Source organism: Pasteuria penetrans (genome assembly GCF_900538055.1).
In the GTDB taxonomy this organism is placed as follows: domain Bacteria; phylum Bacillota; class Bacilli; order Thermoactinomycetales; family Thermoactinomycetaceae; genus Pasteuria; species Pasteuria penetrans.
Genome location: NZ_UZAC03000001.1, coordinates 742,614 through 760,559 on the forward strand (window position 1 = coordinate 742,614; position 17,946 = coordinate 760,559).

Here is a 17,946-nt window from a genome sequence, read left to right on the forward strand (position 1 = left end):
GGGAAGGAAGTTCCCACATTTGAGGATTGTCCTCCCCTTTTTATATTTGTAAAAAGAACCAAAATATTGATAAATAATTGAAATTATCATACAATGTAATTAGATATAACAAGAGAGGTAGTGTTATAAAGTAAATAATGAATAGATATAACAATTAGGGCCCACAATAGAAAAGATACCCACGATATTATTTTCACCAACGTTTGTCCAGGGTTCTGATCCCCCTCAAAGTTGTTTTGGAAGGTGGTGGAATGCAAGGAGGAGAGATACCTTCTAATATTTTAGGTTTTCAAGAGATAGGATGATAGAAGTTTGGAGGATGAATTCAGGTGGCTGGAAATGGACACATCTTCCCATAAGGAAAAGGGGGGAACGTAGACCGCCCTTTGATGCCCGATCGTGACCTCATCCAAAAGGACCATAAAAAATATGGTGCTTTATTTTGGACAACCCATGTCCATGGGTTGTCCAAATGGGAAACCTTCTAGAGGAGATCCCCCAGTATCTTTTGAATGTCTCAATCAATAAACCCCTAAGGGGGGACCATAAAAAAATGGATTTATGAAGAATCTATAGCATCTCCCCCCTACTACACAACCACGGATCTATCCTCGGGGATCCAAAGGCCAAAAGCTTGCTGTTACCCACAGCAGGAGGGGGGCAGGTTTCCCCAATGGGAATTGCTAGATTGTTGGAGTAGGCAAACAAATTCCCTTAGGGTGGTTTCTAACGATTTCTTGATGAAATAAAAAATATATTTTTTTAATTTTTGTGTTTATAATCATACGTTTTATATTGTATATATTGGCGGGTGAATATTACAATTTATGAAAATATACGAAAAATGTAGTTATATTCCGGTTATCATTACATGTTGTTCCCTGTTTACTTTGACCATATTTACGCCCACACTAGCTCAGAATTCTCATCCTATCGAATCGGTTCCCTATGGTGACGGAATATCCGGGGAGGGAAAAAAGGTAAATTTCAATGATGATTCTATGAATAAGGATCATGAAGGGGATCAGGGCAACAGGGGATCAAGTGGTGGGGGAACGGGGGAATGGACAAGTTCCCCCGTGGATTCAGTTGATTCGATGTACCAAAACCGTATCAAAGAGTGGATATCCCGGGAGGAGGGTGGGGTAGGCCATAAAATTATAGGTTTTTTTAAGAATCAGGATAGTAATAGTAGAGATGTTCAAGTTCGGCTTGCTGACCAATCTCTCCGCCATTTTCGGTTTTCGGGGAGTGGGGAATTAGAAGAGGTTGGGAAGATGAATCCTGGCGATCGGAAGTGGACCCACCTTTCTGTAGGAGAAAGGAATGGAATTAGTCAAGGAGGACAGGGGGAGAGTTCTTCTTCTGGAATATGGGAGGGATGCAAGAAGGAGATCAAAAAAATTCTTCCTGACAATATAGGTGATAAAATTTTTGAAAAGGAAGCCGGTGAGGACCAACGGGGCAGGGATGAGGCTGTACCACGTTCACAGTTCATTCGTATTGCTGCGTATGCTGATTCCTCCTACCGTAGGGGTCATCCCGGGTGGAGAGAGGATATACGTATGCTTGTTCGTGAATTGAGTGAGAGGTCTCGCAAGGCAATTGGAGTGGGAATGGAAATTGTTCATGTTCAAGAGATAGAAAAAAATCTAAATGTAAAAGATATATCTGTTGTTCGGGAGGCCCCTCTATCCTCTTTCGCGCATGTGAAGGTTGCTTTTACTGGGAACCGTGGTGGCCCACAGGACGTGGGACTGATGGGATTGGCTGATCAATCCTCAGGAAAATGGTATCGTCCCCTTGCTACAGTTGTCCATGCAGGTCATCCCTCGGAGTTTGGGGCGGGTATGTACGCTGGTTGGGATCGGGATGTTTTCATCCTACAACATGAACTTACCCATAACCTCGGGGAGAGACACGTTGACTGTGGATCTGGTTCTTACCGTAATGTGATGTGTCCCAGTATGAGGGAAGATGAAATGCATCCCCATTGGTCATCAGATCAAATCCAACGGATGAGGGTGATGGCTAGGGACTGGCTGAGTACAAGAATATAAAAAATTATGATTCAATTTACTGTAGGATTTAGATATGCTGAACTTCTTAATGAACCATAAAGAACCTATGAGGTCGGCCCCGAATGTGATTTAGGAAGCAACCAATTTCTAGGTTGTCGGGGTAGGTAAATTATTTTTTTAGATTGTTTTTATAAAGTTTTATGTAAAATATGATATATCTATCTATCAATGGTATTTATTTTATCCTAAATATTTTTAGGATTATGTAATTTATATTTTTTTCATGAGGTGAATATATTTTGATTAAAATTTTTAAAAAATATATATATATAATGTAGTCATTCCCGTGGGTTTTCTTCTGCTTGTTATGACAGTATCTCCGTCCACGCTAGCCCAAAGTTCTTTTTCCCCAGAGTCGGTTCCCCATGGCAGCGAAACAACGGGCGAAGGAAGAAAAATAGAATCTAATGATTCTTCTGTGGATAAGGGTCATGAAAGGGATCAGGGAGATAGAGAAACAGGGGAATGGAAGGTGGGGGATCCCAACCGTGCTGGTAAGGTAAGTATGTCGGAACGTATCTACGAGTGGTTGTTATCTCAAGAAGGGTACGACCCGGACGAGGCGATAGATTTTGAAATCGTAAAATCGTCTAAAAATGATGATGGTGGTCGTGGGTTTGGTAGGGTTGGTAAGGGTACGAGGGTGTATGATATTTGTGTTCAGCTTACGGATCGATCCCTTCGTATATTTAGATTTATTGATCATCCTGTCCTTGAATTAGTAGATGTTTGGAAGAGGAATCCTGGCGATCGGGAGTGGACCCTTCTCACCGTAAGAAATGGGGATGGGGGCGTGCCACGCTCACGGTCCATTCGTGTTGTTGCGTATGCTGATCCTTCCTACCGTGAAAATCATCCAAAGTGGGAGGAGGATATACGTATGTTTTTTAGTGAAATAAGTAAACGTTTTTATAAGGCCATAGGGGTAAGAATAGAAGTCGTTCATGTCCAAGAGCTGAAGAAGGAATTAATTTTAGAAAAAAGATTTGCGTATCTGCGTTATGTTCAGGAGAATCCCTCACCCTCCTTTGCGCATATTAAAGTTGCTTTTACTGGAAGACAAGGAAAATACGGTTCAGGTTCAGATGTATTCTCTACCTTTGGCCAAGCCACAGTAGGGTGGCTTGGGCGATCGTTAAAGAAACTAGGACCTCTTGCCTCGATTGTCCGCGTAGGTCATCCCTCGGAGAAGGGTACATCTTCTGATGAGAAAGAATATAATGACCGTTGGTATATGAATCTTGGTACTATAGAACATGAACTCACCCACAACCTTGGAGAGGAACACATTGGTGACGATGATCGTGATTGCAAATTTGATGGTTTACGCAGTAATGTGATGTGCCCTGGTCTAGGATATGCCTCCTTCTCCCCTGGGGGTACCTATTGGTCACCAGATCAAATTCAACGGATGAAGGCGATGGTGAGAGATTGGCGGATTGTTTATTAAAAAAATATAAAAATTACTATTCAACTTACTGTGAGTTGGACCCTGTGTTACGTTTCCTTTTTCCTGCCTTTTTTCTTGGTTTTAGTAGTTATTCATATTTATATTTTACTGTATCATTACGTAATTATATGTAAAATGCAAGTAACGTCCACAATGTATTAGAAAAAATACCCCCTTGTACGAAGCATCCTTGTCATGGACGGACGCTTTTTCTTCGGGGGGTTTTTTCTAACCGATTGGATCTAGATCTAGACGGATTCGGCAGAAACACTCGGCATGTTTCCACCCAGGAAGGAGAGAACGTCGATGATCTGCTGGAAGAATTTTTGTTGATTTTCCCCTTTTTGGATTTGGTTGTGAAGTTGCCCATCTTTGATGAAGATAATACGGTTACAGTAACTGGCGGCCACGGGATCATGGGTTACCATGATAATGGTAGCGTTCTCCCGTTGATTGATGGTTTCTATTATACTCATGACGTTTCGTGATGATTTGGAATCCAAATTACCGGTGGGCTCATCGGCCAGGAGTAAGGATGGCTCGTGAATGATGGCTCGTGCGATGGCGGCCCTTTGCATTTGTCCTCCTGATATTTCATAGGTTCGTTTATCTAGTAGTTCCGTTATATCTAATTTTTTAGCTATAATAGCCAGTTTCTCCTCCATACTTCGTACGCTGTGTTTGTCCAGCATGAGGGGAAGAACAATGTTTTCACCTACGGTGAGGGTATCGAGTAGGTTGAAGTCCTGAAAAACAAAACCCAATTCGCGACGCCGGAACTGGGACAGTTTATTTTTATTCAATTCGTGGGGATTGCAGCCGTTGATCAATACTTCTCCGGAGGTAGGGGTGTCAATGGTTGCAATCAGGTTGAGCAAAGTCGTTTTCCCGCTTCCTGAGGGTCCCATAACACCAACGAATTCCCCCTGATTGGCGGTCATATTGATGTCTGTTAGGGCGCGGTATGTCACTCTTTGCCCGTATACCTTGGAAAGTTTTTTTGTTTCCAGTATTTTCATTAAAATTTTCCTTTCCATACATACAGCTAGAACCATGGATGGATGAGGGCTTGCCAGTGAGGGATGAATTCTCTTCCTCCATCCATTTTCAACTCATTTCACGGCGGGGGTATTTTGATTAGCGAAATCTCCCCCTCCATTATAGGCTGTACCTTGCTAGGGATTCAAGCGTTAAATTCCTAATCATTTCTATATAGGATATGTAATGTTTGTTTTTTATCCAATAATCTTTTAGGTACAGGGGGAAGGTATAAAAAATCTACCCGCCCACCCTATTTTGGCGAATAAACCGGGGGGCCATGGGTATTTGCCGGTGGGCGGATAGATGGAGATTGTGATTGGATCCTAATCCGATGACGGCTCGCTACGAAGGGCCCTTTTTTTCGGTTGTTATGGGGCGATAGTAATTCAAATGAACCGGGATTTGAATAGGGTTCGTTGGATTGGTTCTTAATGGTGTTGCTATTTCAGTACGATGGATTCACTGATAGGGATCTTGTGATACATTGTGGGATTAGCACCCGCACCCTGTCCTAACACAGGTCCATCCGCCGCCAAAGAAGCACCATATGACCGCTATAACGAGAATGAACATGAACAGGCAACGGCTACCCCCTCCGAAGGCGTAGCCCCCAAATCCACCGCAGCTCATAGATTATACACCTACTCCTCTAATGATTTGTGTTGTGCAGAAGAGAGCGATCGGGTGGCTCGGTTAGCGGTGACAGTGGGGGGTTTTTCGGATCCCTACGTTCTAGTAGTTATTACCCCGTTGGCCACCGCCGCCGAAGGGATATAAAGAGAATAGCGATGACAAGGAGGGATATGGAGTAGATGTGGTTTGCTATTGCTTTTGAAAGCATAGCTCCCCGATCCTTCGCGTCTTACGAATGATACACCTACTTCCTCCGTGGTTTTTGCTACGGCAAAAGGAGTGGCAGTTGGGTGGATGATCACGATGGAGGTTGGGGTCCCACTTTTTCTCAATTTTAGCAGTTATTACCCCACCAACCACCGCCGCCGAAGAAACAAAAGATAACGGCTATAACGAGAATGAACATGAACAGGCAACGGCTACCCCCTCCGAAGGCGTAGCCCCCAAATCCCCCGCAGCTCATGGTTATGAATCACCTCCTTTACTGGAGGGTACCTTAGAGCCTTTCTATGTGTGTGGGGATGATGTGCTTAACAGGTACCGCAATTGCCCCCGCCGCCGCCATAGAAGCTTCCGCCGCCACCGAAGAAGCAGAAAATAACGGCTATGATGAGAATGAACATGAATAAACAGCGGCTACCACCACCAAAAGCGTATCCTCCACAGCTCATAAGAGTTCACCCCCTGTTCTTTATCTGCTGGTGCTTGAGGAACGTGCCCAATGATTTTGTGCAATTTACTTGGCGTAATGATTTCCATATTCGTTTGTGAGAATAGGGTGAATGGGATGTAGAGGGGATCGATGAGGATACTCGACAGGTATTTCCCCCATTCCCCGTGGGAATGGATTGGATTGCTTTCATGAGTAGGAATAATTATATTTTTTTTAGGTAGGTTTAGCTTTGTTTTTCATAGTTTTTTGGTTGTGGTTCGATTTTAGTTCCATAATGAATATAGTGTGAGGTCGTGTTTTCCTATGTTCCTGTGATGGTGTGGTTTGGCTTTGTTCTGGTGGAATTGGAGCTGCAGTTTTTTGGATTATGATTATGCTTCACTGTATGCAGGATTGGATACAAGCGCACGTAGGAGTTGGCCTCTTTATTGTGGGTATCCATTCCATTTCTTATTTGGTTACATAGCTTTATATGCGAAATACAGTACTTACTCCGGTACCTTTTTTATGAATAGTATAAGTGATTCCCCCTACATATAGATCTGCATCATGATGGAGGTTATCGTTTTTCCGAGGGGTAGATTTGGTTGTATGTAATACCCTCCTAGATTAGGCTAATGGGTGTGTTCAATCATAGATGAATTACATATCGTGTAGGGGTCTTCCTTATAGAGGATGGACGGGATCTCCATAGGGTCGCGGAGGGAGATGAGTACCGATTGGATAAGAAAAACAGGGGCACCATCCGTGAAGTAGCCTCGTGGGTGAACAGCATAATGGGGAGAAGTGTAATCACAGAGGAGCAACTCTCCAAAATCATTGGTGAGGCACGACGTGCCCATGAACGAGGTGGAATGGAAGCAGTATTCGATTATCTCCTGCGGGTGACGCAAGCTGATGTGGATCGGGATTCCTTACGGGGTTTTGCTGAACAGGTAAGGAGAGATCCTCAGAAAGGGGTTTCGATGGTTAAACGTCAGCAACAACAGCAACGATCCGGGGGGGGTTCTAGGGGATGAATGGCGAGTAGTGAGTGGGGAGATTTCGAGGGGTCAAAGAAAATGACCCTCTTCTCTAGAGGTTCTAGAGGGGGGGTCATTTTTACTTCATTGAATATAAAATCAAATAGGGCTGGGGCAGTGTCCGAACAGGTGTGTGTTCCTTCGTAACCTGTGTAAGCGATGAAGGTTGTAAATGGCCCTTCGTAATCTGTGTAAGCGATGAAGGTTGTAAATGGCCCTTCGTAATCTGTGTAAGCGATGAAGGTTGTAAATGGCCCTTCATAGTCTGTGTAAGCGATGAAGGTTGTAAATGGCCCTTCGGATCTGGCGCCGGTAGGTAAGCAAGTCTTTCAACCACCTAACGCTGCTGGTGTAGAAACGTCCCGATGGTGGGTGGTTAGGAAAAGGCGGGGCTAGAATTACCGTCCAGTGGGGATTAGGGGGCCTAACGGGAATGAACCGTTCGGGGACGTATCGAAAGGGACCATTTATGTCAAAATCGGGGTGTGATCTGACATGTTGGGAGAATTTACGGGGGACGATCTACTCACGATTCGGGCGATGATAAAAGTCAAAGGGAATTTTGAGGCTCTGTGCATGACGTTGGATCAGCTCATAGTAGCGATGAAACTCTCATAATGAGGGCGGGGCGAAGGGGCTGACTCATCCTAACGAGGACAGTACAGCGATAACTTTAGGGTGAAACCCACTCGAGGGGATTGCTGAAACCCCAGAGCAATATTCCTATAACCGAAGTGGGATCTAAAAACGGCATGAATGTCAGCCCTACCCGACGTGTGTATTCTCCAGGGGGTGTGTCCAGTAGCCGTATAAGCAATGAAGGTTGTCCATTGGTTTTTCGCGGAGTTGGTTGGCTCATTAGGTACTGTTATATAGGTACTGTTATAAAGGTATCTTTGGATGAATAGGATGTTTCCTATAAAAACATTTTCTAATTGAAGGAACAGATCTCTCAACGGAAAGAACAGGAAGGGAATTAACTCAGAATCAACACCCTGGAGGACCTTGTAAGAAAGCAGAACCTCTGTTTCCAAAATCGAATGGAGGGGGCAGAGTGTTAGATGGGAAAGGGTTATTCGCAAAACAAAATCCTGGGTATTGGTAAGCGTATCAAAGTTTGTTTACCGGAAACATAGGGCAAATTAGGAGGGGGTCTCACATGATGATAGACCGTATGCATGCTAGGAACATAAAGGGGAGAGGGAATACCCAGGATGGTCAGGGGGGAAGGATAGGTGATGAAAGGATTGGCTCCAGCATAACTGTTGTAATAAAATAAAATTATTATACATATGAATCCGTCAGGGAAGTCCCCCATTTTGTGGACTTCCCTTTTGGGAACCTTATTTCAGAAATTCACACCTACGACGGTATGCTTTTCATCCATACTAAAGGGTGGGATCAAATTCATAGATGGGGTATCTCCTAATAGAGGATTATACGTTCCTATATCTATTGTCTAAATATATGATAGGGTCATGACAAATATATAGAAAATCACAATCCATACAAAGTTGTTTTTTCTATTATTCTATTTATTACCAATATCTTTCGCGGGTGCGGTTGTGTATAATTTAAATATAATTTAATGTAATTAAGTGTTATTTTTATATAAATTAAATTTGTATATTCGGGGGGTTGTTACATTGAGGAAAATTATCAACTCTGGTTTAGTATGGGTTACTGCCGGTATGTTGTCCATCTCCCCGGGTTTTTTCTCCTCACCTACGGAAGCTGGGGGTGGTTCTCCGGTTGTGCAAAGGAGTGTTCCCCTTTATAATAAAAATAATTTTTCCTATGATTATACTAACGTTTTAATTCCAAATAAAAATAACCCATATTGTAGGTATAGAAACTTCACACATCATATACAGATGATCAATAACTATCTGATGTATAGACTCGGGGAAGGGGATGGTGTTTACGTAGAGAGTATGGTCCATCGCATGTCATGGGTTCTTCGATATGTACAGTCGAATCCAGGATTGAATAGTTTGGAAATCATTGAATTGTTGACCTCCACCTTGTATCCGAATTTAGGCATCCCGTTCATAGAATGGGATGTAGCTAATGGTGGTACTCGGATATTTCAATACCTCCAACAATTCCGTTCTATGTATCACGATCAGAGAGACATGATGCTAGGCGCAATCGATCATAATTATGACGTGGGCAACCGCTATAGGAGCTATTTTGGTAACGGGAATGGTTACGCTGGTAATACAATTATGAATGACAACATCAACAACACCATCACCAACAATAATATCATCAACAACGCCATCACCAGCAATAATATCATCAACAACAATGTCCATGGTGTTTCCATCCCCCAAGGTCCTCAGGGTCCCCTTGGTAGGAACGCTACCATCTCATCGGCGGACTTTTCCCTGTATTCCGCGTCTCCTAATCCGGATACCCCCACCCCCAATGGACCGATGGCGATCACGGGTCTTAGATCGCAACCCAGGGGATCGTCCATTCGCCCTGGTGGTAATTTCCCCACGCACGACGTCATCCTGGCCCCCGGTAAGCGTTATCGTGTAACCGTTGGTCTCGCTGTTTCTACCCATTCTGCTGACAACGGGAATTTACAAAGCTGTGCAGAAGTTCAATTAGATGGCAATCGCGTTGGATTTTTGGGTTCGGGTATCCAGCAGGAATTCGAACAATCTTTGTTCGCGGATGTGCCCGCAGATGGAAAGGATCATGTGCTGAGGTTAGTCAAGACGGGAAATAATTCCCAAAATATCAATGGGCGTCATATACTAGTCCAGGAAGTAGACCCAGAATAAGGTGTTCATCTTGAATTAGAATCGGCTCCCCTGATGGGGAACACTTTCCCTCCTTTCCCCTTGGTACGCCCCTGGGGAACACCGGGGGGATTTTTTTATGGGTGGGTTGGATGGATAGGTCTGCCCCCTATTTTGTTGCCTTGTTTCTATGATGATGCCTTTCTAGATGATCCATAGTGGTTGGGTAAAGGTAGCTTGCTTTTCCCATAGGATGGATACTCTTTGTGGATTGTGTGCCAATCCATCATAGGTGTAGGAAAGATAGAGGTGGCCCCCCGCGGAATTGACCGTATAGATGGCGAACTACACTAGAGCGGTTCGTGGTGAGAGCGTGGGTCGTGAGCGGATTGTAGGGAACAGGTGGGGGGCCATGCCCCCCTGCCTGGTGAGTGTTGGGGGGATCAGCGCAGACGAACCGGTCAATGGCGCATCGAAAGGAGTAGTTTTTATGTCGAAACTGGAGGGTATGGATCCGGGTAAGCCTATGAAGCAAGATCTATCTACTGCCCTGGCAAGCGGTATATGGTGTGCAAGCGGAATGGACTCCTCAACACAGGCTTTTCTATGCAACTCGGGAACTTGTCATATGGGATGCCCCAATGGCTGATCATCGCTAGGTCGGTAAGAAAGACGAGGGATATCGGGGATTCCTACACACAGGAGCGAACTGGTTCGTAGTGGTTATGATCTGTAATGGGGGTTGGAGCAAAGGGGTTAGAGTATTCGTGGTGGGGCCTGGAAAGATCAAGTGGAAAAACGAGGAATCCGTATTGATTCTGAAGTCCATGCAATAATCATAGTGAACGCACGTTGCGTACTGTTGATTTATGTGGGGTGGGGAGAGCTAGATGACACGAGGGTGTTGGGTTCTGTTTTTTGAGGTACCGGTTGAAATACCAGGGCTACTCGACGATGGAGATTGATAGGGATGGACACTGGATCAACCTGTGCAGATCCAATGGGTAGGGGTCATTCCTCTATCATAAGGGATCGATTTGGGATTGTATTTCTTCCCTCAACTTTGGTTTTCTTTTTCAGATCCCAATTTTTTTTTGGTGAGTTGAACGACCTCATCCGTAAAAGAGGAGGTCGTTGCATTACCCCCGAGATCGGCCGTACGAATACCGGAATAGAGTGTTTCCCATATGGATTCGCGGATGGCTTGTGCTGCTTTCATAGCCTGTGGGTGGTTTGTATAAATGAGTATGGACGCACAGGCTAAAATCATTGCCATTGGATTGGCGATGTTTTTGCCCTCGAGAGCAGGGGCCGTACCGTGGGGGGCTTCTGCCATGATGACTTTGGGTTGATGATTTTCATCTAGGGAGAGGAGGACGGATTCCGCACCGGCAAGGGAACCGAAGAGTTGCAGTACAAGATCACTAAGACAATCTCCGTCCCGGTTTAGGGCCGGGATTACGAGTGGTTCCCCTCCTTGGTTGAGTAAGAGGGCGTAGGTGGCGTCAATCAATTGGGGTTCATAGGGAACATCGGGATAGCGGCGGCTGGCATGATCAAGTTCTTCCTTGAGTAAACCTTCATACACGGGACTGACTGTGTATTTAGGTCCTCCAAATACCTTGGCTCCTACCCGACGCGCGTGTTGGAAGGAGAACTCGGCAACGGAATGACAGGTGGTGCGATCGATGCGTTCGGTTCGATAGGCTATTTCGTCTCCATCCTCCGTCGTTCGCCATTCTTTGGCGCCATAAGCGTCCCCTACTGCCATCCGGACAACGGAAATCGGGGCGTGGGCACCCGCGGCGGGGACAGTGCCGGGAATCCGTTGACCTGTTCGTAGGATGACCTTCCCTTCTATGGCCTCCCGAAGCAATGCATTGGGGCTGCCGATGCTGGACGATTTTTCCGGTGTGATGGTGGCCGCTTTCAGTCCAAAGCCCGTTTTCTGCATGGCCTGGGCTGCGTCTCTTACGATTTGATTGTGGGTGGCCTTTCTATTTTCCAGGCTTAGGTTGAAGTGATGGAGTTTGATGTCGTATCGAAGGAGGGTAGGATCGAGAATACGGAGTGCCTCTAGTAGTAATTCCTGTCCCGTTTGATCCCCTGCCATAACTACTAAATCAATGGAAGAATGCATGTTTGACCCCCCATAAAGTCTATGGAATATTTAGAATACACATGGATTATCGGATTTACAATCCTCTCAGAGGTTACGGAGGGGACGGGCGAATTATTGAACTTGACAAGGTAAGCGTTTATACTTGGGAGGTAGTTTCTGCCAGCCATCTAGATTGCATTGTAGCAGATCGAGGTGTGGTGGGTTCGCCGATTCTATTTCTTCTTCCTTGCTCAGGGGATAGAAGGCTTTTTCTCGTTCACACGGACGACGGATGGCCCAAGTGGCCCCCTTGGGGATCAAAAACGACTAGGAGGCGGAATGTGTTGAGCGTTGAGGTACCACGCGAGGATTTGCGCAAAAGAAAGCAGCAGTTGGATTCGCAGTTGCAGGCCCTATCCCAGGAGCGCGTCTCTCTTATGAAGGAATTAGAGAAGCTGTCGAATTTATCCCTCGCGGAAACTATGGTAAAGTCGACGAATCGATTCCCTACGGGAGGGGAGGGGGGGGATTGCAGCGTAGGTTCACCCATTTGTTTTTCTCCCAATCCCCTTGCCTCCCGGACGCATTTGAAGGGGGATTCGACTTTACGTGTTAGTCGTCAACACAGGGCTACCGATACGGTGATACGAGTTGGAAAGCGTGGAATCCCCTTAGGGTGTGCGGGTGAGCCGCAGATTATAGCCGGTCCCTGTGCGGTAGAAACAGAGGAACAAATCTTTGCTGTCGCAGCTGCTTTAGAGGTTCATCACGTGCATTTTCTCCGGGGGGGTGCTTTTAAGCCGCGTACATCCCCCTATGATTTTCAAGGTTTAGGGGAGAAGGGTTGGTCTCTCCTACGTCAGGCTGCTGATGCCCATGGGCTTTGTGTGGTGAGCGAGGTTATGTGTCCCTACGATCTGGAGGCAGCGCTGCACTATGTGGACGTTGTGCAAGTAGGTTCACGGAACATGCATAATTATGCTTTATTGAAATTATTGGGGGAGATTCGCAATCCGGTTCTTCTCAAGCGTGGTATGGCTGCCACATTACAGGAGTGGTTGTTAGCTGCTGAGTATATAGTGGCGCGTGGGAATCATCAGGTGGTTTTATGCGAGCGGGGGATTCGTACGTATGAGACATCGACCCGTAATACGTTGGATATAGCGGCGATCCCTCTATTGAAGCAGGCTAGTCATTTACCGGTTGTCGTAGATGTAGCCCATGCAACGGGTTGTCCGGATATTTTTCTTCCCTGTTCCCGTGCCGCTTTGGCTGCTGGTGCGGATGGTATTATGCTCGAGGTTCACCCGGTGCCGGCTGATGCTTGTTCGGATGCGCAACAGCAGATTGATTTGCCCCATTTCGCCTCTTTTGTAAAAGCTCTGCAAATGGGGTGGACAGGGCCCTATGGAGAAGGCAAAGAAGCCCATGACCATATATAGTGTAGCTTGTGAAGCAGGTGTCTCTATGGCAACCGTTTCGCGTGTGGTGAATGACAACCCGAATGTGAAATCAACCACGCGCCGTAAGGTCCTGGAAGCCATTCGAAGGCTTGATTATCGTCCCAATGCGGTGGCGAGGGGCTTGGCAAGGAAGAAGACGACCCTTGTAGGTATGGTGTTGCCTGATATCTCCCAGGTTGCTTATGCAGAGTTGGCAAGGGGTGTTGAGGATGTTGCTGCGATGTATGGCTATGGCATCCTATTGAGTAGTGCGGATACTTGTTCGGAACGGGAGATTCATTCCATTGGTGTGTTGCGTGAGCGGCGCGTGGATGGTGTTCTTTTTTTGGGCGGGAGTATTACCCCTGCTCATCGTTCGCTTTTCTCCATTATGGACGTACCTGTGGTCTTGATGGCCATGTATGATAGCATGGATTTGTTACCCCATGTGGCTGCGGACGGATTGAAAATTTCTCGTGAGGCTACTGAGATTCTCTTGGAAGAGGGACATCGTCAGGTAGGATTTCTGGGGGCGACGGCCGAAGGCATTTTCCCGCAAGAACAGGGATATAGGGAGGCTCTGCGCGCTCTTGGCCGGGTTCCGCATGGGATGTGGATACGTAGGGCATGTGGCGCTAATTATGCAGCGGGGTATCGGGCGATGCAAGAGCTCCTACGGTCTTGTCCATCCCTATCGGCGGCCGTGGTTGCCAACGACACATTGTCCGCGGGTGCTTTGCATGCTGTTTTGGATTTAGGGCGCAGTTTGCCCGAGGATTTTTCCCTCATTGGCTTGGGCGACCCTCTCCTTACGCACCAGTTGCGGCCCTTGTTGAGTTCCGTAGGTGTTTCGCTCTATGATGTTGGGGCTGTTGCAATGCGGTTATTGATGGGGTACATGAGCAAGGAGAACATGGGGGAGAAATCTGTTATCCTTCCCCATCGAGTTGCTTTGCGTGGTTCAACGCGCTTACGTACATGGACGCCTTCGATTTATATTGACTGAATATTAAAAAAATATCGATACCCTCTCGAGGACCTTTCTCCTGTTTCTTTCTAGTTTTTTTTAGGTGGATTTTATTCCCAGCCGTACAATCTATATGATATAGTTGGAGAGTATATAGTCATGATCTCCGTTTCATCAGATGATTTTTCCTATCGTTGCTTTAGGGTGACATGAACCGGGGTTTTCCAACCATAGTCTAGGGGTTCAAGGGGGTTTCTTTTATGATCATAGTTTGTCCCCCCCCTTGATTGGGGGAGTAATGGGTAGATTAGATCAGGAATGTTATGAGGATGTAAATGATCTGTAGTAATGTAGGGGGACTACTTTGTGGGGATCAAGGGGCGTTTTTTGCCGAATTTCCATATCTTAAAGATATGTAGTTTGGGACGGCCACATTCAATAGCGTTGTTCTGGGGGACAGGTTCCTGGTGCAAGTATATTGCGATGATGTTTTGGGTTGCATACCGGGCCTGATCTGAAGGGTACTCTCGTGGGGGTAGATTTTTCATCTACTATGGGCTTAAGGTCGTATGTGGGTTGCGGGTGGAAATAGTAAGTAGAGGGGCTAATGCACCGGTGTTGGTGCAAAATAATGGCAGCGGCAACAATCATGGTCCCAACCATGCTTACTTCTCATTCTCTAATACCTAAATTGAAAAAATTAAAAATAAAATAATTTATCAGGTAAATTTGGATCGAGGGAATGGTTTTGTTTTTTGCACTAGCACCCCATGTACTGTCCTGTTCGTGATTCATTCACTTTTTCCAGCCCCCGCTGATGGGGATTTCATAGGTGTTCCCCCTGTGATGACGGGGGGATTAAGGATCGGTTTCGTATGGTGGTGTAGGTCCCATTCCTTTTTCCACTGGAGGGAAATTCTACTCACCTTTTTTCTTCCGTGCTTGTTAGGACATGGGGTATTATGTTGGAATTTTTCTCTTATTTTTAGTGAGGGTGGTTGTGATGGTCCTATATTGTGCCCACCTGCGCAACCCCATTTCCTTACCCTGGTCGCAAGAATATACAATACAGTTGGTTGTGATACACTACTGGAAGACGAAAGGTTTACATATATTCCTTTGTGTGGTAAGGATTCTGTTCGTATGGTTTGGACTAGCCTCGTTTGTATTTCACAGAATGTTGGTCCGATGTTCGTAGGGCAAGAGGTTTTCCTGTTGTATGTGGGTTCTGGTCCCTATTTGACCCCCCCTTTTTGACTTTGGTTTGCAGATATTGTGGGGGGGTATTCCTGGTCCTGTGGGGGTGGCTTTCCGTTTGTTTATGGGGTTGTTGGACGATTTTGTTCCCGGCGGGAGGATTATAGGGCGTTTTCCCCCTGGGGTTTGTGTAGAGGTTATTGATGTTCTGGGAGATTTGTTCAGTGCTCGTTCCTATGTTTCCCCTATGGGGTGAGGTTTTGAGGTTGCATTGGGTGATGTAAACTTCTATTTCCGTTATGTTGGAGTGTATAACGGCTGGTTGTTGTTTGTTTGATGGCAGGAGAATACCCTCGTTGGAACGTTTTCCTGGGATACGCGGCGGGAAGGCTTTGCTGGTGGATATCGTTTTTCACTGTGGGATTCGGGATTCATTTCCGAAGCACTGTGTATGGGGTTAGGGGTGGGTTTCCTGGTTTGATTACCTAAAGAGAGAGAGGATGGTTTTTTCTTTATGGAGATATGTACCTCAATTGATAGTTTGCAGGCGGCCCAGCGGAACTGGGTTGAGAGAGCAGGAGGATCCATACGGGCGGGGTTTATACCTACCATAGGTAAATTGCATGTGGGGTACCGATCGGTGGTGGAACAGGCGCGGCGGGAAAATGAATGTGTGGTTTTGTCTGTTTTCGCTAGTCCAGATCGCTTTGGATCGATGGAGGAGTATCGGCGTCATTCCTATGATATAGAAAAGGATCAGGGGGAGGCCCTGAGGGTGGGTGTGGACATTTTTTTTGCCCCTGCAGTGGAGGAGCTGTATACGAATTCCCATTCCACACGTGTGATGGTGGATCCTGTGGCAGAGGATGGGCGTGATGACTTCAGGGGGCGTTTTGATGGGGTGGCGACAGAGGTTTTGAAATTGTGTCAGCTGGTTCGACCTCATACCCTCTACTGGGAGTGTGATGATTCGCAACAGATGGAGGTCATCCGACAGATGGTGGAGGATCTATATTTACCCATTCGTTTGGTAGGGGTTCCGGCGGTATGTGGGATGGATCTGTAAAGTCCATACTTTTCCTTCTTGTTGAGGAAATGGCATCGTCTTTTTCATGGGGGTTTTTCCGGAGGGTTACAGGGGAGTGAATCTGAGGCTCATTTGATCTTTTGCTGGTATACCCTAGTCTTTCCAAAAGTTGGTTCTGCTGATGATTCATTTTTATAGGGGATCGTTGTTTCCTTTGTTACTGGAGTAGAGTAGGAGGGTTGTATATGAACGGGGAGAAGGAGAGAAGGCCCTCAGAAAAGTTTTTGGGTTCCAGGGGGGGGACCTTGGTTATCCCTCGTAATTCGGACCAACAGGACGATTTTTGGGGAGAGTTACCTATGAGGACATGTACAACGGTTGCCACCCTACGGTCCATCCGACGGTCCTGGGTTGATGAGGCGGGAGGCCCTATACGTGTGGGTTTTGTGCCTACCATGGGCGGATTGCATTCCGGGCATCAGCGTATGTTGGAGCAGGCACGTCATGAAAATGATCGTGTGGTTCTGTCTGTGTTTGTCAATCCCATGCAATTTGTATCGGACGAAGATTATGAGCATTACCCGAAGGACTGGGCGGGGGATCAAGGAAAGGCCCGTGAGGCGGGTGCAGACCTCCTTTTTGCTCCAACAGTGGGGGAGTTTTATCCGATTTCGTTGTATTCCACTTGTGTGGGTGTGGACCGGGTTGTCCATTCTACGCAGAGCACCTATTTTGGAGAGTATCCCTGGTTTGTCAATGGAGTGGCAACAGCTATTTTTAAATTTTGTCAACTTGTACAGCCCTATTCTATTTACTTAGAGCGTAGGGACGTGCGGCAGTTAGCTACCGTAGAACGGATGTTCAGAGATTTGCATATGCCCATACGCGTGGTGAAGACCCCGGTGATGCGTGAGCACGATGGTTTAGCTTGCGGTTCCCGGAATTGTGAGCTCACGGCGAAGGAGAGGCAAAGGGCGTCTGTTTTTTACGGGGTTTTATTGGGCCTTATAGGCAATCTGTTGGGTAGTTCATCCTCTCATTTTCGTGATATGGATCCTCAACAGGCTGTGGAAACTATGGAACGGGACTGCCAATCTGCATTGGAACAAAGATCGTTTGTCGTGAAGTGTGTTGCTTTGCGTACCTACCCGGAGTTAGAGGTGCCCCATGATTTGTCCGTTCGTCCCCTAGTATTTTTTGCGACGGTTTCTCTCGGATCAACCTATTTGATGGACAGTATTTGGATCACAGAGGGGGGTCTGGACACTGGGGAAATATTGTAAGGGTATCGGGTTGATGCAATCACAGTGGAAAGGGGGTGTTCCTTCTAGTGGGGGGTTTTCTAGAGCATACATGAGGGGTGCGTTTGTGGTTTCCTGTTTGTTATGATGGACGGGGGCTATAAGGTATGGGTAGTTTTTTACATAGTCTTCGCGGGTATCATTCGTTTCTGCAGGGGTGATTCATTTTTAGGCAGGTAGTCCGAGGGTTTTTAATCGAGAGTGTTGGAAATGTGTGCCCTGTTGTTGTCCGATATTTTTGAATTGAACATGAGTAGT

15 protein-coding genes are annotated in these 17,946 nt (G+C 46.3%); 12 read left to right on the plus strand and 3 right to left on the minus strand.

Annotated elements, in window-relative coordinates; genetic code table 11:
• Positions 1 to 1,001 precede the first annotated feature (1,001 nt).
• On the plus strand, positions 1,002 to 2,060 hold the full coding sequence (locus PPRES148_RS02955; protein WP_149453160.1) for a M12 family metallo-peptidase: 1,059 nt from the start codon (positions 1,002 to 1,004) through the stop codon (positions 2,058 to 2,060).
• Positions 2,061 to 2,388: 328 nt separating this feature from the next.
• Complete coding sequence (locus PPRES148_RS02960; RefSeq protein WP_149453161.1) at positions 2,389 to 3,531, plus strand: zinc metalloprotease; 1,143 nt, start codon at positions 2,389 to 2,391, stop codon at positions 3,529 to 3,531.
• Positions 3,532 to 3,779: 248 nt separating this feature from the next.
• On the opposite strand, the gene PPRES148_RS02965 is transcribed toward PPRES148_RS02960, so the two are convergent.
• Positions 3,780 to 4,550, minus strand: a complete 771-nt coding sequence (locus PPRES148_RS02965) for an ABC transporter ATP-binding protein (RefSeq protein WP_149453162.1) — start codon at positions 4,548 to 4,550, stop codon at positions 3,780 to 3,782.
• A 508-nt stretch (positions 4,551 to 5,058) separates the two neighbouring features.
• Between PPRES148_RS02965 and PPRES148_RS02970 the strand changes: the two genes are divergently transcribed.
• Together PPRES148_RS02970 and PPRES148_RS02980 are read left to right on the plus strand one after the other, a co-directional pair.
• Positions 5,059 to 5,349, plus strand: coding sequence for a hypothetical protein (locus tag PPRES148_RS02970; RefSeq protein WP_149453163.1), 291 nt, complete (start codon positions 5,059 to 5,061; stop codon positions 5,347 to 5,349).
• Positions 5,350 to 6,597: 1,248 nt separating this feature from the next.
• Positions 6,598 to 6,897: a hypothetical protein gene (locus tag PPRES148_RS02980; protein ID WP_149453165.1), complete on the plus strand. Its 300-nt coding sequence runs from the start codon at positions 6,598 to 6,600 to the stop codon at positions 6,895 to 6,897.
• Between the two features lie 82 nt (positions 6,898 to 6,979).
• Here PPRES148_RS02980 and PPRES148_RS02985 read toward each other — a convergent pair whose 3' ends face one another.
• On the minus strand, positions 6,980 to 7,237 hold the full coding sequence (locus PPRES148_RS02985) for a hypothetical protein (protein ID WP_149453166.1): 258 nt from the start codon (positions 7,235 to 7,237) through the stop codon (positions 6,980 to 6,982).
• 158 nt (positions 7,238 to 7,395) lie between these two features.
• Here PPRES148_RS02985 and PPRES148_RS12780 point away from each other — a divergent pair, with 158 nt between their 5' ends.
• From PPRES148_RS12780 to PPRES148_RS02995, 3 genes are all read left to right on the plus strand, one after another.
• Positions 7,396 to 7,518: a hypothetical protein gene (locus PPRES148_RS12780; protein ID WP_281289897.1), complete on the plus strand. Its 123-nt coding sequence runs from the start codon at positions 7,396 to 7,398 to the stop codon at positions 7,516 to 7,518.
• A 1,028-nt stretch (positions 7,519 to 8,546) separates the two neighbouring features.
• The gene (locus tag PPRES148_RS02990) at positions 8,547 to 9,695 is read left to right on the plus strand and encodes a hypothetical protein (protein ID WP_149453167.1); all 1,149 of its coding nucleotides are present in this window, start codon (positions 8,547 to 8,549) and stop codon (positions 9,693 to 9,695) included.
• 295 nt (positions 9,696 to 9,990) lie between these two features.
• A complete protein-coding gene (locus PPRES148_RS02995; RefSeq protein ID WP_149453168.1) occupies positions 9,991 to 10,302 on the plus strand; it encodes a hypothetical protein in 312 nt (103 codons plus the stop codon).
• A 408-nt stretch (positions 10,303 to 10,710) separates the two neighbouring features.
• On the opposite strand, the gene PPRES148_RS03000 is transcribed toward PPRES148_RS02995, so the two are convergent.
• Positions 10,711 to 11,793, minus strand: a complete 1,083-nt coding sequence (locus PPRES148_RS03000) for an isocitrate/isopropylmalate family dehydrogenase (RefSeq protein ID WP_149453169.1) — start codon at positions 11,791 to 11,793, stop codon at positions 10,711 to 10,713.
• A 302-nt stretch (positions 11,794 to 12,095) separates the two neighbouring features.
• Between PPRES148_RS03000 and PPRES148_RS03005 the strand changes: the two genes are divergently transcribed.
• From PPRES148_RS03005 to PPRES148_RS03020, 5 genes are all read left to right on the plus strand, one after another.
• Entirely contained in the window at positions 12,096 to 13,196 is a 1,101-nt protein-coding gene (locus PPRES148_RS03005; RefSeq protein ID WP_246142884.1) for a bifunctional 3-deoxy-7-phosphoheptulonate synthase/chorismate mutase, read from the plus strand.
• Complete coding sequence (locus PPRES148_RS03010) at positions 13,162 to 14,202, plus strand: substrate-binding domain-containing protein (protein ID WP_149453170.1); 1,041 nt, start codon at positions 13,162 to 13,164, stop codon at positions 14,200 to 14,202. The genes PPRES148_RS03005 and PPRES148_RS03010 overlap by 35 nt, the downstream gene beginning before the upstream one ends.
• A gap of 1,258 nt (positions 14,203 to 15,460) precedes the next feature.
• The gene (locus PPRES148_RS10725; protein ID WP_187820474.1) at positions 15,461 to 15,616 is read left to right on the plus strand and encodes a hypothetical protein; all 156 of its coding nucleotides are present in this window, start codon (positions 15,461 to 15,463) and stop codon (positions 15,614 to 15,616) included.
• A gap of 258 nt (positions 15,617 to 15,874) precedes the next feature.
• Positions 15,875 to 16,426: a pantoate--beta-alanine ligase gene (locus tag PPRES148_RS03015; RefSeq protein WP_149453171.1), complete on the plus strand. Its 552-nt coding sequence runs from the start codon at positions 15,875 to 15,877 to the stop codon at positions 16,424 to 16,426.
• Between the two features lie 266 nt (positions 16,427 to 16,692).
• Positions 16,693 to 17,670: a pantoate--beta-alanine ligase gene (locus PPRES148_RS03020; protein WP_187820476.1), complete on the plus strand. Its 978-nt coding sequence runs from the start codon at positions 16,693 to 16,695 to the stop codon at positions 17,668 to 17,670.
• The last annotated feature ends 276 nt before the right edge of the window (positions 17,671 to 17,946 follow it).

Bases quoted from the DNA above. Each gene is read 5' to 3' on its own strand.
- PPRES148_RS02955 (WP_149453160.1), top strand. From the start codon at position 1,002: ATGAATAAGGATCATGAAGGGGATCAGGGCAACAGGGGATCAAGTGGT.
- PPRES148_RS02960 (WP_149453161.1), top strand. From the start codon at position 2,389: ATGACAGTATCTCCGTCCACGCTAGCCCAAAGTTCTTTTTCCCCAGAG.
- PPRES148_RS02965 (WP_149453162.1), bottom strand. From the start codon at position 4,550: ATGAAAATACTGGAAACAAAAAAACTTTCCAAGGTATACGGGCAAAGA.
- PPRES148_RS12780 (WP_281289897.1), top strand. From the start codon at position 7,396: ATGTTGGGAGAATTTACGGGGGACGATCTACTCACGATTCGGGCGATG.
- PPRES148_RS02995 (WP_149453168.1), top strand. From the start codon at position 9,991: ATGGCGAACTACACTAGAGCGGTTCGTGGTGAGAGCGTGGGTCGTGAG.
- PPRES148_RS03000 (WP_149453169.1), bottom strand. From the start codon at position 11,793: ATGCATTCTTCCATTGATTTAGTAGTTATGGCAGGGGATCAAACGGGA.
- PPRES148_RS03010 (WP_149453170.1), top strand. From the start codon at position 13,162: ATGGAGAAGGCAAAGAAGCCCATGACCATATATAGTGTAGCTTGTGAA.
- PPRES148_RS03015 (WP_149453171.1), top strand. From the start codon at position 15,875: ATGGAGATATGTACCTCAATTGATAGTTTGCAGGCGGCCCAGCGGAAC.